This is a genomic window from Wolbachia endosymbiont of Folsomia candida, from assembly GCF_001931755.2.
Lineage (GTDB): Bacteria > Pseudomonadota > Alphaproteobacteria > Rickettsiales > Anaplasmataceae > Wolbachia.
Window position 1 is genome coordinate 151,440 of the sequence record NZ_CP015510.2, and the last position, 14,199, is coordinate 165,638.

At 35.4% G+C, this 14,199-nt stretch carries 16 protein-coding genes, 2 tRNA genes and 1 pseudogene; 13 read left to right on the forward strand and 6 right to left on the reverse strand.

Features of this window, described 5'->3' with window-relative positions; genetic code table 11:
* The first annotated feature begins 166 nt into the window (after positions 1-166).
* The gene (gene dxr, locus ASM33_RS00620) at positions 167-1,363 is read left to right on the forward strand and encodes a 1-deoxy-D-xylulose-5-phosphate reductoisomerase (protein ID WP_110409489.1); all 1,197 of its coding nucleotides are present in this window, start codon (positions 167-169) and stop codon (positions 1,361-1,363) included.
* On the opposite strand, the gene ygfZ is transcribed toward dxr, so the two are convergent.
* Complete coding sequence (gene ygfZ, locus ASM33_RS00625; RefSeq protein WP_110409488.1) at positions 1,322-2,116, reverse strand: CAF17-like 4Fe-4S cluster assembly/insertion protein YgfZ; 795 nt, start codon at positions 2,114-2,116, stop codon at positions 1,322-1,324. The genes dxr and ygfZ overlap by 42 nt on opposite strands.
* 142 nt (positions 2,117-2,258) lie before the next feature.
* Here ygfZ and ASM33_RS00630 point away from each other — a divergent pair, with 142 nt between their 5' ends.
* The 3 genes from ASM33_RS00630 (at position 2,259) to ASM33_RS00640 (ending at position 4,695) form a co-directional block, all read left to right on the forward strand.
* Positions 2,259-2,549 (forward strand): co-chaperone GroES, encoded by a 291-nt coding sequence (locus ASM33_RS00630; RefSeq protein WP_110409487.1) that lies wholly within the window; start codon positions 2,259-2,261, stop codon positions 2,547-2,549.
* A gap of 97 nt (positions 2,550-2,646) precedes the next feature.
* The gene (groL, locus tag ASM33_RS00635) at positions 2,647-4,299 is read left to right on the forward strand and encodes a chaperonin GroEL (protein WP_110409486.1); all 1,653 of its coding nucleotides are present in this window, start codon (positions 2,647-2,649) and stop codon (positions 4,297-4,299) included.
* A 240-nt stretch (positions 4,300-4,539) separates the two neighbouring features.
* Entirely contained in the window at positions 4,540-4,695 is a 156-nt protein-coding gene (locus ASM33_RS00640) for a GIY-YIG nuclease family protein (RefSeq protein ID WP_110409485.1), read from the forward strand.
* A 162-nt stretch (positions 4,696-4,857) separates the two neighbouring features.
* On the opposite strand, the gene ASM33_RS00645 is transcribed toward ASM33_RS00640, so the two are convergent.
* From ASM33_RS00645 to rpmH, 3 genes are all read right to left on the reverse strand, one after another.
* Entirely contained in the window at positions 4,858-5,142 is a 285-nt protein-coding gene (locus ASM33_RS00645; protein ID WP_110409484.1) for a hypothetical protein, read from the reverse strand.
* A gap of 86 nt (positions 5,143-5,228) precedes the next feature.
* Complete coding sequence (gene rnpA / locus ASM33_RS00650; RefSeq protein WP_237342922.1) at positions 5,229-5,528, reverse strand: ribonuclease P protein component; 300 nt, start codon at positions 5,526-5,528, stop codon at positions 5,229-5,231.
* 52 nt (positions 5,529-5,580) lie between these two features.
* On the reverse strand, positions 5,581-5,715 hold the full coding sequence (gene rpmH, locus ASM33_RS00655) for a 50S ribosomal protein L34 (protein WP_110409482.1): 135 nt from the start codon (positions 5,713-5,715) through the stop codon (positions 5,581-5,583).
* Positions 5,716-5,851: 136 nt separating this feature from the next.
* Here rpmH and pstC point away from each other — a divergent pair.
* The 5 genes and pseudogenes from pstC to fsa form a co-directional block, all read left to right on the forward strand.
* A pseudogene (gene pstC / locus ASM33_RS00660) lies at positions 5,852-6,781 on the forward strand (phosphate ABC transporter permease subunit PstC); the annotation flags it as partial.
* Positions 6,782-6,874: 93 nt separating this feature from the next.
* Positions 6,875-8,305 carry a F0F1 ATP synthase subunit beta gene (gene atpD / locus ASM33_RS00665; protein ID WP_110410534.1) on the forward strand — a complete coding sequence of 477 codons (1,431 nt, stop codon included), beginning with the start codon at positions 6,875-6,877 and terminating at the stop codon, positions 8,303-8,305.
* A gap of 5 nt (positions 8,306-8,310) precedes the next feature.
* Positions 8,311-8,652 carry a F0F1 ATP synthase subunit epsilon gene (locus tag ASM33_RS00670; RefSeq protein WP_110409480.1) on the forward strand — a complete coding sequence of 114 codons (342 nt, stop codon included), beginning with the start codon at positions 8,311-8,313 and terminating at the stop codon, positions 8,650-8,652.
* A 269-nt stretch (positions 8,653-8,921) separates the two neighbouring features.
* Positions 8,922-9,155: a hypothetical protein gene (locus ASM33_RS08275; protein WP_157956346.1), complete on the forward strand. Its 234-nt coding sequence runs from the start codon at positions 8,922-8,924 to the stop codon at positions 9,153-9,155.
* Positions 9,156-9,159: 4 nt separating this feature from the next.
* Positions 9,160-9,801, forward strand: coding sequence for a fructose-6-phosphate aldolase (gene fsa, locus ASM33_RS00680; protein WP_110409478.1), 642 nt, complete (start codon positions 9,160-9,162; stop codon positions 9,799-9,801).
* Between the two features lie 12 nt (positions 9,802-9,813).
* On the opposite strand, the gene ASM33_RS00685 is transcribed toward fsa, so the two are convergent.
* Together ASM33_RS00685 and ASM33_RS00690 are read right to left on the reverse strand one after the other, a co-directional pair.
* Positions 9,814-10,410 carry a hypothetical protein gene (locus ASM33_RS00685; RefSeq protein WP_110409477.1) on the reverse strand — a complete coding sequence of 199 codons (597 nt, stop codon included), beginning with the start codon at positions 10,408-10,410 and terminating at the stop codon, positions 9,814-9,816.
* A 450-nt stretch (positions 10,411-10,860) separates the two neighbouring features.
* Positions 10,861-11,331, reverse strand: coding sequence for an SDR family NAD(P)-dependent oxidoreductase (locus ASM33_RS00690; protein WP_237342923.1), 471 nt, complete (start codon positions 11,329-11,331; stop codon positions 10,861-10,863).
* 217 nt (positions 11,332-11,548) lie between these two features.
* Between ASM33_RS00690 and carA the strand changes: the two genes are divergently transcribed.
* The 4 genes from carA (at position 11,549) to tuf (ending at position 14,189) form a co-directional block, all read left to right on the forward strand.
* Positions 11,549-12,673, forward strand: coding sequence for a glutamine-hydrolyzing carbamoyl-phosphate synthase small subunit (gene carA / locus ASM33_RS00695; protein WP_110409476.1), 1,125 nt, complete (start codon positions 11,549-11,551; stop codon positions 12,671-12,673).
* A gap of 108 nt (positions 12,674-12,781) precedes the next feature.
* Positions 12,782-12,864, forward strand: a tRNA-Tyr gene (locus tag ASM33_RS00700).
* Positions 12,865-12,868: 4 nt separating this feature from the next.
* A tRNA-Gly gene (locus tag ASM33_RS00705) sits at positions 12,869-12,939 on the forward strand.
* A gap of 77 nt (positions 12,940-13,016) precedes the next feature.
* Complete coding sequence (gene tuf / locus ASM33_RS00710) at positions 13,017-14,189, forward strand: elongation factor Tu (RefSeq protein ID WP_110409475.1); 1,173 nt, start codon at positions 13,017-13,019, stop codon at positions 14,187-14,189.
* The last annotated feature ends 10 nt before the right edge of the window (positions 14,190-14,199 follow it).

Consider the following 14,199-nt stretch of genomic DNA (forward strand, 5'->3'; position numbering starts at 1 on the left):
CAAGTGTCACGCACTGGAATGACACCAAAGGTTGATGTTTTTAGTTTACTTTCTCGCTAAATTAGAAGTTCGTGCAATTTATCACCTTTCGAAAACATGCTGCTCAAAGTTGCTGAATAAAATTCCTTACTTGCTATAATTAAAATTTATCTTGAGCTTATTTATAGTGAAAAAGGTTTCAGTTTTAGGGTCCACAGGAAGTATAGGGAAAAAAACTGTAGAGTTATTATCAAAGAGGAAGAAAGAATACCAAGTTGAGGCGTTGAGTGCTCACTCGAATTTTGCTCTACTGGCGAGCCAAGCAAAGCTGCTGGGTGCAAAGTATGTTGCTATCTCAGATGAAAGGTTCTACAAAGACCTCAAAGAAAATTTACTGGGTACAAATATCAAAATAGAAGTAGGTAGTGAAGGTTTGGCAAACATTGCTTCTCTACCTGTTGACCTTTCAGTTGTTGCAATAGTGGGAATCGCGGGCCTTGAACCAGTTATGCAAATTATAGAAAGTGGCACTAGGGTTATCGCACTGGCAAATAAAGAAAGCATTGTTTGTGGTGGAGAATTATTACTGAAAAAAGCAAAAGAGAAAAACGTACAAATAATTCCTATTGACTCTGAACACAATGCAATTTTTCAAGTTTTGCAAAATGACAGCAAATGCATAGAGAAAGTTATACTTACTGCTTCTGGTGGACCATTTTTAAATTATAACCTTGAGCAATTAAGAAATGTCACAGTAAACGAGGCGCTTGCTCATCCAACTTGGAAGATGGGAAAAAAAATTTCAGTTGATAGTGCAACAATGATGAATAAAGCGCTGGAAATAATAGAAGCGCATAACTTGTTTAACATCAGCCCAAATAAAATTGAAGCGGTAATACATCCTGAATCGATAGTGCATGGAATGGTGGTTTATAATGATGGTTTTAACTTTGCTGTGCTTGCAGAAACTGACATGGCAATTCCAATATCGTACGCCTTGTCTTGGCCTGAGAGATCTATTTCAAACTATAAATTAGATTTAACAAAGCACAAAAAACTTACTTTTCATGAGCCAGATTATGCGCTTTTTCCTGCGCTAAGTCTTAGTATGGAAGTGCTAAATTCTTCTGCACCACACACAAATAGTATAGTGCTCAATGCTGCAAATGAAATAGCTGTAAATGCGTTTTTAAAATCACAAATAAGCTTTTTAGGGATAGTAGAAGTAGTAAGGTCAACAATAGAAAGTTTTGATAATCATAGGTGTATTAACTCGCTATCTGATGTAATGAATATTGATTGTGAAAGTCGTGCTATTGCTCATTCAGCTATATTAAAAGCTTCAACTGGTCAGGATGGATATACTAACCTTGTCAGCATATAAATTTGCATGATCTTTTGCCGTATTGAGGAGTGCAAGCCCAATATTATTTATGCTAGAGCGCAGTTCTCCTATTTCTTCATTATCAATATTTACTACTTTGGTGCCAATATTCGGAAGTGCATTATCTCCACTCACAAGGTAAAGTTTTCTTCTCAATATCTCCTGCCTGCTCATTCGGTTCACAACTTCCTGACCTATATAACACCCCTTGTTAAAGCTTATACCATTTACCTTGTCGATTAAATATTGCAGTGGAAACGACGAATTTTGCACCATATCTTTTGGCCCATCTGGAATGAGGTTTTGAATTCTAGTCAGTTCATACTCAGCAAAACTTCCAATCGGTTCTTTTATTTCATCCTTATATACAATCCTCGTTCCAAGTGATGTGTGCCTCGGGTCTTGGAAAATGATTTCACTACATTCTGTTAATTCGCTATTAAAAAGAACTCCAACTTTATAAGATGTGCTAATGTCTTTAATTCTTACTTTTAGATAAGTTTTAAGCAAATCCAGTTTTTCGATTATTTGTTGCAAATGTATCTTGTCACATTCTAAGAGAATATATTTACCATGTTCAACAAGAAAAAAATCGTATAAATATTTTCCCTGAGGGTTAAGTAATAAAGAATAGATAGCCTTTTGATCGTTTAACTTGCTAATATCATTTGTAATAATACCTTGCAGAAAATTCCTTGTATCTGGCCCGTGTAATGCTATTACACCGCGATTCAGTAATGGTATATAACTCATAAATTTTTATCAATAAATCTAAATATAACATTAGACACTTTTCAAAGCTAATTTTCGTCTTCTAGTATTTTGCAGCCCTTGAAATCTAGTTTACAAGTATATATATAGACTAATAAGTTAATTTGTTGATGAGGAAAAACAAATGTCAAATATAAATTTAAATGTGCTCGATGATAGCGTGCTGATCAAGCCTATCAGTGAAGAAAAACAAGGTGGAATTATGTTACCATCAAGCGCTGAGAAAAAACCTGTAAAAGGTGAAGTTATCGCAACTGGTGAAGGTTCGCGTAATTCAAATGGAGAACGTGCAGCTTTAACTGTGAAACTTGGTGATAAAGTATTTTATCGTCAGTGGGCTGGAACAGAAATAGAACACAACGATGAGAAACTCATTGTAATGAAGGAGTCTGATATACTTGCTATCATCAAGTAAGGGACTTTATTTTTACTAAATTAAAACAAAGCACAATAAGTGCATTGTAGACAGTTTATTATAATTTTATTAATTTTTTATTAAAAGAGGTATATAGATGACTACTAATATGGTGATATCAGGTGAGCAATTTCACAGAGCTATTCTTGAAACTGCAGGACAATTTTCTTCAATAGCAGGAACAACTTTAGGCGCGAAGGGTCTAAATATAGGAGTTGATCAGGCTTATGGTCCGTTAAAGATCACAAAAGATGGTTATAATGTATTAAAAAGTCTAAAGCCGGAAAACCCGACATCTGCTGCTCTGATGAGCATGTTTATTAAAAGTACTTCTGAGTGTAATGATAAAGTTGGCGATGGTACAACAACATGCTCTATATTAGCTGGTAAAATGGTAGAAGAGGCTTATAGGCCTATTTCTGCTGGTGTTAACAGAATTGCTATTAAAAATGGCATATTGAAGGCAAAAGAAGAGGTATTGAAACAAATAAAATCTATGTCACGTACAGTGTCTTTAGATAAGTTAGATGAGTTGGGGCAAATTGCTACAATTTCTGCTAATGGTGATAAAGATATAGGTAATAGTATTGCTGATGCTGTTAAAAAAGTTGGAAAAGAAGGGGTGATTACTGTTGAAGAGAGTAAAGGTTCAAAAGAGTTAGAAGTTGAGCTTACTACTGGTATGCAGTTTGATCGTGGTTATCTTTCTCCGTACTTTATTACAAATAATGAAAAAATGATAGTGGAACTCGATAGTCCATATCTCTTAATTACAGAGAAAAAACTAAATATAATACAACCATTACTTCCTATCCTTGAGGCGGTTGTTAAGTCTGGTAGACCTCTACTCATTATTGCAGAGGATATCGAAGGTGAAGCATTAAGCACTTTGGTTATTAACAAGTTGCGCGGTGGTTTAAAAATTGCTGCTGTAAAAGCTCCAGGTTTTGGTGACAGAAGAAAAGAAATACTTGAGGATATAGCAACTTTAACTGGCGCTAAGTATGTCATAAAAGACGAACTTGGGATCAAGATGGAAGATTTAACGCTTGAAGATCTTGGTACTGCAAAAAATGTTAAAATCACTAAGGATAACACTACAATTGTTAGTGAGAATAGTGACTCTGACGCAGTGAAAGCTAGAATCGAGCAAATTAAATCTCAAATTGACGCTTCAACTTCTGACTATGATAAAGAAAAGCTAAGAGAACGTTTAGCGAAATTATCAGGTGGCGTTGCAGTGTTAAAAGTTGGTGGAGCAACTGAAGTAGAAGTTAAAGAACGTAGAGATAGGGTTGAGGATGCGCTGCATGCAACAAGAGCTGCAATTGAAGAAGGTATAGTTCCAGGTGGCGGAGTTGCGCTTCTTTATGCTTCATCTGTTCTTGAAAAATTAAAGGGTGGAAGTGATGAAGAACAAATAGGGATAAACATTGTCAAGAAAGTTCTAAGTGCTCCAATTAGAAAAATAGTTGAGAATGCAGGGTTAGAATCTGCTGTTGTAGTTGATCATTTATTAAAACAAAATGATCAAGAGCTGATTTATAACGTTGAAACTATGAACTATGCTAATGCATTTGCAGCTGGTGTAATTGATCCAGCAAAAGTAGCACGTGTTGCTTTTGAAACGGCGTTATCTATTGCAATTATGCTCATTACCACTGAAGCTATTATAGTTAATGTTCCAAGCAAAGATGATAACGCTTCTCCTATGGGAGGCGGTGGAATGGGCGGTATGGGCGGATTCTAATATACAGAAGCTATTTGGAGCAACTGTTGTGTTGCTCCGATGTTTCCATTCCAGTGTTACGCATACAACTGTACAAACATTGCAATTTTAAGGAAGAAGTACAAAAAATGGTGTCATGCAAGTAGCATTACATACAACTGTACGAACATCCCGTAAAGCGATAGGACTGGTATTAAGTATCAACTAAGGGTGTCATCCCTGTGCCCAGACACTGGGATCCAGTAAATTTATTCATTATATATGAAAAACTATTATATTTATATAATTGCAAGTGAGCGTAATGGTACTTTATATGCTGGTATAACATCAAATTTAATTAAGCGAATTTGGCAAATTGATTTAATTGAAGAAGAAAACCCAGATTGGAAAGGTTTATATGATGAAATTATTAAGTAAGAAGACTAGATTCCAGTGTCATGCACTGGAATGACAACACGATTATACGCGTTAAACTAGAAGTTCGTACAGTTGTATGTCACGCATTGGGATGACAACAGTATGGAAGCTGGGGTGACAATTACTTATTTAAAAAAAATCGCTTGGTTTTTCTAGTAAATCTTATTTACTGCTACCAGGTTGTCTATTTCTTTCTTTTACTTGCTTGATAGTGTGTTCTGATAATTGTGAGAGAGGTTCTTCTAAAGCTTTGTTATTTTCCTGAAATAAACTCTGTTGTATATCAGGTCTATCATTCATACTGCTTTCAATAACATAATTTAATTGTAGCATTGCTGATTTTGCAATTTCTAACCCTCGACGCTCAGGACCTCCTGCACCTAATATATTTTTTTCAAACCATGCAAGTATTTCTGCCATTTTTTGTTGAAAGTTATCCCCTACCATTAAACACCTATTAACTTTATTTTAAATAATTTTATTCATACTATCATTAAAAAAGTAATTGTAAATACTTTAATTGAGGTTTTTTCTTATTTTATTCTTTTTAAGCAAATAGTTAGATCTTTCTGTAAATTTTGATAACTTGCTTGCATAATATTTTTATTAGTTAATATTATGTAGTAGTGTCCTACATTGCTTGGATTTAAAATGCTAGTTTTAGCAAGCACTCGTAACCGTCTTTTGATTTTATTTCTTTTATTTGCTTTTCCTGTTTTTTTACTGACGGCGAGGCCTACTCTAACGGTGTGGATGTGTTTTTCAGGTTCTCTTTCCTTTATAGCGTATAACGATATATAAAGCCCACGATAAAAAAGACTTTTAGATATCAACCTATTTTTGAAAGCAAAGGAAAAATCTTTTTTTTTATGCTCGATAGTTTAACTATGCGCATAATTTCTTACATCCGAGTGAGCGGCGCCTGTTGAGGATGTTTCTTCCAGCTCTTGTTGCCATACGTGAACGAAAGCCATGCCTGCGCTTTCTTATTAAATTTTTTGGTTGAAATGTTCTCTTCATTGTTCTTATATTATATATAATTACTTATTTTAGATTATTTTACTTCATTGTCAAATAATGCTTAAATGTTATTGTAAAGTAGAATTACTAATATATTAAAAATGAGTTTATATCAAGCGTGATAACAGCCTTATTCATATTTGCATTATTTTTTTTGGTGTTTGCTTTTATCTTTAAAAGTAAAAGGAATAAGATAATAAAGCTTTCACTATTTATTGCTTTAGCTATATCATTCCTTATCACTTTATTTATAATGCTATCCATTTTTACTCAATCTATTGGTTTTTTTAACAAAGTGTCTCTTTCAGAGTTCTTGTTTTGCCTGAAATGGAGCCATAACGCAGTAATCATCAATGAAGAAAAGATAGGATGTTTTGGTATAGCTCCGCTTTTAGTTGGTACGTTGCTCATAACCATTGTAGCGATGATAGTTGTTATTCCGCTTGGTTTATTTTCTGCAATATATATTAGTGAATATGCCAGTGAGAAAGTGCGTTATGTTGTTAACACAGCTTTGCAGGTTTTATCGGCTATTCCTACAGTTGTATATGGATATTTCTCGGTTGTTTTTCTGTCTTCTTTTATCAAACAGATAGCAAATTTATTTGGTTTGAGTATACATTCAGAGAGTGCATTGGTTGCTGGGCTCGCAATTGGAATAATGATTCTTCCTTTTATTATTTCATTACTTGAAGATGCAATAAGGTCTGTACCAAAAAGCTTGCGTTATGGCTTTATGGCGCTTGGAGCAACTCCAGCGGAAACTATATGGCATATAACAATACCATATGCAATGCCTACAATTTTAAGTGCAATTTTATTATCAATTTCAAGGGTGATAGGTGAAACAATGATTGTATTAATGGCTGTTGGTATCAACGCAAATTTGACTTTTAATCCTCTTCATTCAGTGACTACCATCACTGTGCAAATTGCTACACTACTCACTGGAGATCAGGACTTCAGTAGTGTGCAAACTCTTGCTGCTTATGCGCTTAGTTTAGTGCTCTTTATTATTACTTGGTTGCTCAATGCATTTGCACTGTTTATAATAAAGCGTAACTAGCAAACGTTTTAATGTTGCAAAATTTCTATTAACAATATAAAATTTGTTTTTTTTAGAAGTTCTTTTGTAGTGTCAAGCGGTAAAAATAAAAAGATGAATGTAGGTAAGGTAGTTAAAGTAACTCAAGCAGTTATTGACTTAAGATTTGATGGCGAGTTACCTCAGATATTTAATGCTTTAAAAAGTCAATCAAAATACAAAGACAAGGAATTAATTTTAGAAGTTTCACAACATGCAGGTGATGGCGTGGTTCGTTGCATTGCAATGGATAGCACGGATGGTATATCAAGGAATGACGAGTTTGTTGATACTGGTGCTCCAATATCAGTGCCAATTGGGCGCGCAACTTTAGGAAGAATTTTTAATGTTGTGGGAGAGCTTATAGATGAGCGTGGTCCGCTGAATGGAAAGTGTGACTTAGAGCCTATACACAGGGCGCCGCCAAGTTTTACAGAGCAAAGGATACAAGAGGAAGTTTTAGTTACTGGAATAAAAGTTATAGATCTGCTTGCTCCTTATCTGAAAGGTGGCAAAATCGGTTTATTTGGTGGAGCTGGTGTTGGTAAAACAGTCCTGATAATGGAATTAATTAATAATATAGCAAAAGCCCATAAAGGATTTTCTGTGTTTGCAGGGGTAGGGGAAAGAACGCGTGAAGGTAATGACCTTTATCATGAGATGATTACTTCAAATGTAATTAATATAGATGATCATGAAAAATCTCAAGCTGTCTTGGTTTATGGTCAGATGAATGAACCTCCAGGGGCGAGAGCTAGGGTTGCTTTAACAGCGCTTACTATGGCAGAGTATTTTCGTGATAAGGAAAACCAAGATGTTTTATTCTTTGTAGATAATATTTTTAGATTTACTCAAGCTGGTTCTGAAATTTCTGCTTTGCTTGGAAGAATACCATCAGCCGTTGGTTATCAGCCAACACTTGCAACTGACATGGGTGCAATGCAAGAGAGAATAGCTTCAACAACAGCTGGTTCTATTACCTCTGTTCAGGCCATATATGTTCCTGCAGATGACTTAACTGATCCAGCTCCGGCAACTACGTTTTCTCACCTTGACGCTACTACGGTATTATCGAGGCAAATAGCTGAAATGGGAATATATCCTGCTGTTGATCCACTTGATTCAACTTCTCAGTCTTTGTCTGCTGAAATAATTGGTGAGGAACATTATAATATTGCTTCCGAAGTAAAGCGTATCTTGCAAACTTATAAATCCTTACAGGACATTATTGCCATACTTGGTATGGATGAGTTGTCTGATGAAGATAAAATTATTGTTGATAGAGCTCGTAAAATTCAGAAATTTCTTTCTCAGCCTTTCCATGTTGCAGAAATATTTACTGGTATGCCTGGTAAATTTGTTTCACTTTCTGATACTGTTTCTAGTTTTAAAGGTATTATTGAGGGTAAATATGATCACTTGCCAGAGGCTGCTTTTTATATGGTAGGAAATATAGATGAAGCAATAAAGAAGGCTGAATTAATAAAAGCTGAAGCTAAAAATTAAAGATTATGGATACTTTTAAAGTACAGTTTTTTTCTCCTGATAATCAAATTCAATTCGGTGATGTAGTTTCTCTTACACTGAGTGGACTAGAGGGGGAATTTATGATTTTAGCTAATCACGCTCCTTATTTAATTTATATATTGCCTGGTATAGTGACTGTTAAGATAAATAATCAACAAGAAGAAAAAATTGTAATTGATAATGGTATATTAGAAGTTGCAGATAATAATTGTAGCATTATAGCGAGTCATGTTCATATTTTTGATAATTTGACTCATGATGAGAAGTCATTCAAAGATAAAAGGGCTAATATATATTTGAGTTATCTTGATGGCAAATCTCTCTAGGTGCTCTTTTTTTGTTATCCGTGTAGTCCGACTTTTGTCATCCCAGTGCGTGACACTGGGATCCAGAAATTTTGACAACTGGATCCTATGGTCGAGTCCACTACTATATGAACGTTGTACCTTTGAAGGCGAAAGTACAAAAAATGGTGTCATCCCAGTGCGTGACACTGGGATCTATCTTATTTTCATCATGGGCATTATTTTAACATACGCTCCTACAATCTGTTGTCCGTTGTATAATTTTCAAATATTTTTATATCTAGATCCCAGTGTCACGCACTGGGATGACAAGAGGAGGTGGTACTGGAATGACATCTTGCCTTACTGAACGTTCGTATAGTTATGTACTTGGCCATAGGTCGATTATCACTTCCTTGTTATCCAAGTGCTCATCTTTGTCATCCCAGTGCGTGACACTGGGATCTAGAAATTTTGACAATTGGATTTTATGGTCAAGCTATGGGATGACAAGATTTTACAAAAATAATTTTTTAATAGGATAATAATATGGAAATTTTTCTTGATAGTGTTGATTTAAAGGAAATTGAAGAGTTAAAAGATTTTATTGACGGGATAACAACCAATCCTTCATTAATAGCAAAATCTGGACGCAAGGATCAATATAAAGGTTTGGTGTCTGAAATATGCTCTATTATAGATGGGCCTGTAAGCGTTGAAGTGGTTGCCGATAATCATGAAGAGATGATAAAGCAAGGGCTAAATCTAGCAAAAATTTCTAATAATATTGTAGTAAAATTACCACTTACACATGAAGGATTAATTTCTTGTAAAAAGTTGTTGACAGAGCATAACGTGCATGCTAATATCACATTATGTTTTTCTCCTGGACAAGCACTGCTCGCCGCTAAGGCCGGTGCTTGTTTTATTTCCCCCTTTGTTGGTCGTTTAGATGACATCAGTTATGATGGATTGTCTCTCATTGAGGATATATGCACTATATATTCTAACTACGATTTTGATACTAAAATTCTTGTTGCGTCGGTAAGAAGCCCAGCACATGTTGTGGAAGCTGCAAGGCTCGGAGCTGATTCAATTACTGTGTCAGCAAAAATACTAAGACAATTAATTCACCATCCACTGACTGATCAGGGACTTGCGATATTTGAAAAGGACTGGAATGCAAAATAAGGCCAGATAAAATTATACCTGGCGGCTTTCTGCTTGAAGATTTTGCGCTGGAGAGAATTTTTCAACACCAGTGATACAAAGTTTAGTTGCACATTCTACTATACGAACCGCTGTTTCATCGAATATTTCATTTATAGATTTACTTTTTTCTTCATTATGAATAGGTGCACTTCCTTGTTCTAGGTATATAAATCCGTCTTTTTCACTTGACTTGAGAGGTTGATCTTTTTTTGCAGCTTCTTTTTCCTCAGATTTTGTATATTCATGTAAAACAAGAGCAGTAAAAGCAGCGCATACAGCAATTAATCCTGTTTTTGCCATTATTAATAATGATAATGCGCCTATAAATACAGATGTTAGTCCAATAGCAATATTTATTATTTTATCTCGTATGGAATGATTTTTATTAGTTTCACTTTGCTCTAAAGTATTTAGCAGTACTTTCAGAGTAACTTTAAAAGCTATTATTCCAACTGAGAGCATAGCTAACCCTATTGCTACTTTAGCTAGAATAAAAATTGATGGCAGGGACATCACAACAAATAATGCAGCAGCTCCTATTAACAACTTATTATTTACTTTGTTATGTTGAGCTGTATTTGAATGCATAAAAACCCTATAATTTCACAATAATATTATGCTTAATATAAAATGTGCAAATAGTCAATAGATATGTTCTACATCAGAGAGGTGCTTAAAAAAGTTTTCGTATGCTATTTTCTGTTGCTTCATGATTAAATTTGGAATTTTTTGTGAAGAGGTTGCGATTTTACAAAGTGGTGAATTCTTTTTTGATAGATCGGTATCTGATGATTATCGTAAGATTTTTGCAACCGTTTTAGTTGGGAGAATGCGTAAGATATGAAAAAATAAATTCCAAAAGGTTGGAAACGCTATAATTTTCTTCTCTTTAAATACATTTTTTAGAATATGTGCTGCAGCTTTTTGTGATTCCCATATGAATGGAAGTGATTTGTTAGCTTTAAACATGTCAGTTTTTACAGGTCCTGGCATCACAGTAATAAATTTTGTGGTGCTATTAGCATATTGAATTTTTAGTTATTCAAAACAACTTCTTAGTGCTGCTTTGCTTGCACAATATGCAGAAGCATGTGGCGTTGCATGCACAGCAACAAGAGAGGATATTGTCACAAAAGTTGCTGAATGGTTGTAACTAAGCCATTCTTCAATCCAGTTAATAACCCCAAAATAATTAGTTTCAAATGTTTTTCTATGAGTGTCGGTATGAAATTCATTTTCTATCTCACCACATCCTGCATTAAGGAAAAAGAGATTTGGTGTAATATTTTGCCTTTTTAAAAAATCAGACGAATTTCTAATATTTTCGCTATTGCCTACATCACACGTTATAGGTAAAAAATTACTACCTAATTCTTCTTTTAATTTTTCCAATTTTTCAGTGCGCCTTGCAACGCCAACCACAAACCACCCATCCTTAATGAGTAACAGTGCTAGACTTTCTCCAATTCCAGATGACGCTCCTGTGATGAGACAAATTTTTCTATCCATGAGATTCAAGCTAATGTGAAGCATGGACTGTAACAGATATTACCTGTCCATAAAAGTAAAATGTCCTATAATATTGACAATATAAGAAGGAAAAGCTGCTTATAATTTTGAGTTGTTTAATCACACAAATTGAGAAGGTAGGTTTAGTATTTTTCAGGCTTACGTATTATTTGAAATTCTTGTATACTCTTTATGAATCGATTAAATAGATAATAAAGTGCAGGACACAGTTTTAGTTTTACAAGATGGTAAATGCTTTCGGGGAAAGTCGATAGGCAAAAAAGGCAAGTGCATAGGTGAAGTCTGTTTTACTACTGGTATGACAGGATATCAACATACTATCACTGATCCTTCTTTTGCTGATCAGATTATAACGTTTACTTTTCCTCATATTGGTAATGTTGGAATAAACTACAAGGATAATGAGGGAGAAAAAATTTTTGCAAGTGGTGTTGTTGTGCGAGAGATTTCATATGCATCACACACATCTTCATATATAAATCTGAGTGATTGGCTCAAGAAAAATAATATAGTTGGAATTTCAGGGGTTGACACCAGGGCTTTGACTAGGCACTTGAGAGAGCATGGATCTCAAAATGGAATGATATGCTCATTGCCATCTGATTTTGGTGTCACTCCAGCGCTTGACACTGGAATCTATGATGAGTTAAAAGAGTATAAATCTGTAAATGGAATAGGAATAACTAATAAGGTTAGTTTGCATAGTAATGTAAAAAAAGATCTTAATGCGCAATATAAAGTAGCCGTAGTTGATTTTGGTGTAAAAATCAGTATAGTTTTGCGCTTAATGGAGCTTGGGTGTGCAGTGGAGCTAATCAAACCAAGTCCAGGTTTTGCTCAAAAAATATTAAACATGAATCCAGATGGTGTGGTGATTTCAAATGGTCCTGGCGATCCGGAGGAAATAGGAGAGAGTGTAGTTCCAGAGATAGATATAATTATAAAATCTAAAATACCAATTTTTGGTATATGCATGGGACATCAATTACTTGCAATAACCATGGGGGCAAAGACTATCAAAATGGAAAATGGTCACCGCGGAAGCAATCACCCTGTTTATGATGTAAGTAGTGGGAAAATTGAGATTACTAGCCAAAATCACGGATTTACTGTTGATTCAGATTCTTTGCCAAGTAATATTGAGGTTACTCATATTTCATTATTTGATAATAGTATAGAGGGCGTGATGATGAAGGATTATCCAGTTTTTTCAGTGCAATATCATCCAGAAGAAGCTCCTGGAACGCATGATTCGCATTATTTATTTAGACGTTTTATTGATAACATCGCATCATATAAGATGAAATCTGTGTGTTCTTAGTAAAACCCAAGTTTTATTGCTTGATTTTTTAATTTTAGGTGTTTAGTATTAAGTGCAATGAAAGCTCCGGTTAAGATGCTAAAATAGTATTTTCTTAACAATTTTTGTGGAGGAGTGACCGAGTGGTTAAAGGTAACAGACTGTAAATCTGTCCGCGTGAGCGTACGTAGGTTCGAATCCTACCTCCTCCATTGCGCGGGTATAGCTTAATGGTAGAGCTCTAGCCTTCCAAGCTAGTGACGTGGGTTCGATTCCCACTATCCGCTCTTTTTTTTGTTGTATTTTTATAAAATCAACATATTATTTATTGATGTATTTGTATTTAGGTAAAAAAGTTTAAATTATGACAACAGTAGTAGAAGCATTTGGAAAGCCGCATGTAAATGTGGGAACGATAGGGCATGTGGATCATGGAAAGACGACGTTAACGGCTGCAATAACAAAACATTATGGAAGTTTCGTAGCGTATGATCAGATAGATAAAGCCCCAGAAGAGAGAAAAAGGGGAATAACAATAGCAACTGCGCATGTTGAGTATCAGAGCGAGACTCGCCATTATGCACATGTTGACTGCCCTGGACATGCCGATTATGTGAAAAATATGATTGTGGGTGCGGCGCAGATGGATGCAGCGATATTGGTGGTATCAGGGGTTGATGGACCGATGCCGCAAACCAGAGAGCATATATTGCTCGCGAAGCAAGTTGGAGTTGGGTGTATCGTAGTCTATATAAACAAAGCCGATGTTGCTGACCCTGATATGATAGATTTAGTGGAAATGGAAATCAGGGAGTTGTTGACTAAATACGGCTATCCTGGAGACGATGTGCCTGTTGTGGTTGGTTCAGCACTCAAGGCGCTTGAGGATGAGGATAGCGAATATGGCAAAAAATCAATAGCTAAATTGATGGAAAAATTGGATGAGTATGTGCCAATTCCACCAAGACCTGTAGAAAAGCCATTTATATTGCCGATTGAGGATGTATTTTCGATATCAGGGCGTGGAACTGTGGTAACAGGAAGGATAGAGTGTGGAGAAATAAAGACTGGTGATGAAATAGAGATAATAGGTTTGAAAGATACGCAAAAGACGATATGTACGGGCGTGGAAATGTTCAAGAAGTTGCTGGATAAAGGCAGTGCGGGACTCAATGTTGGAATATTACTGAGGGGAACAAAAAGAGAAGAAGTAGAGAGAGGGCAAGTATTAGCAAAGCCGGGGTCGATAAAGCCTCACAAGAAGTTTAAGGCAGAGGTTTATATACTGAAGAAAGAGGAAGGAGGCAGGCATACGCCATTTTTTGCAAATTACCAGCCGCAATTTTATTTAAGAACGACCGATGTAACGGGAAGTATAAAGTTGCTCGATGGAAAAGAAATGGTAATGCCAGGTGACAATGTAAGTATAGAAGTGGAGTTGCAAGTGCCCATAGCAATGGATAAGGGCTTGCGTTTTGCGATAAGAGAAGGCGGTAGGACTGTTGGTTCTGGCGTTGTTTCTGAGATTTTAGAGTGAGTAAGTAGTT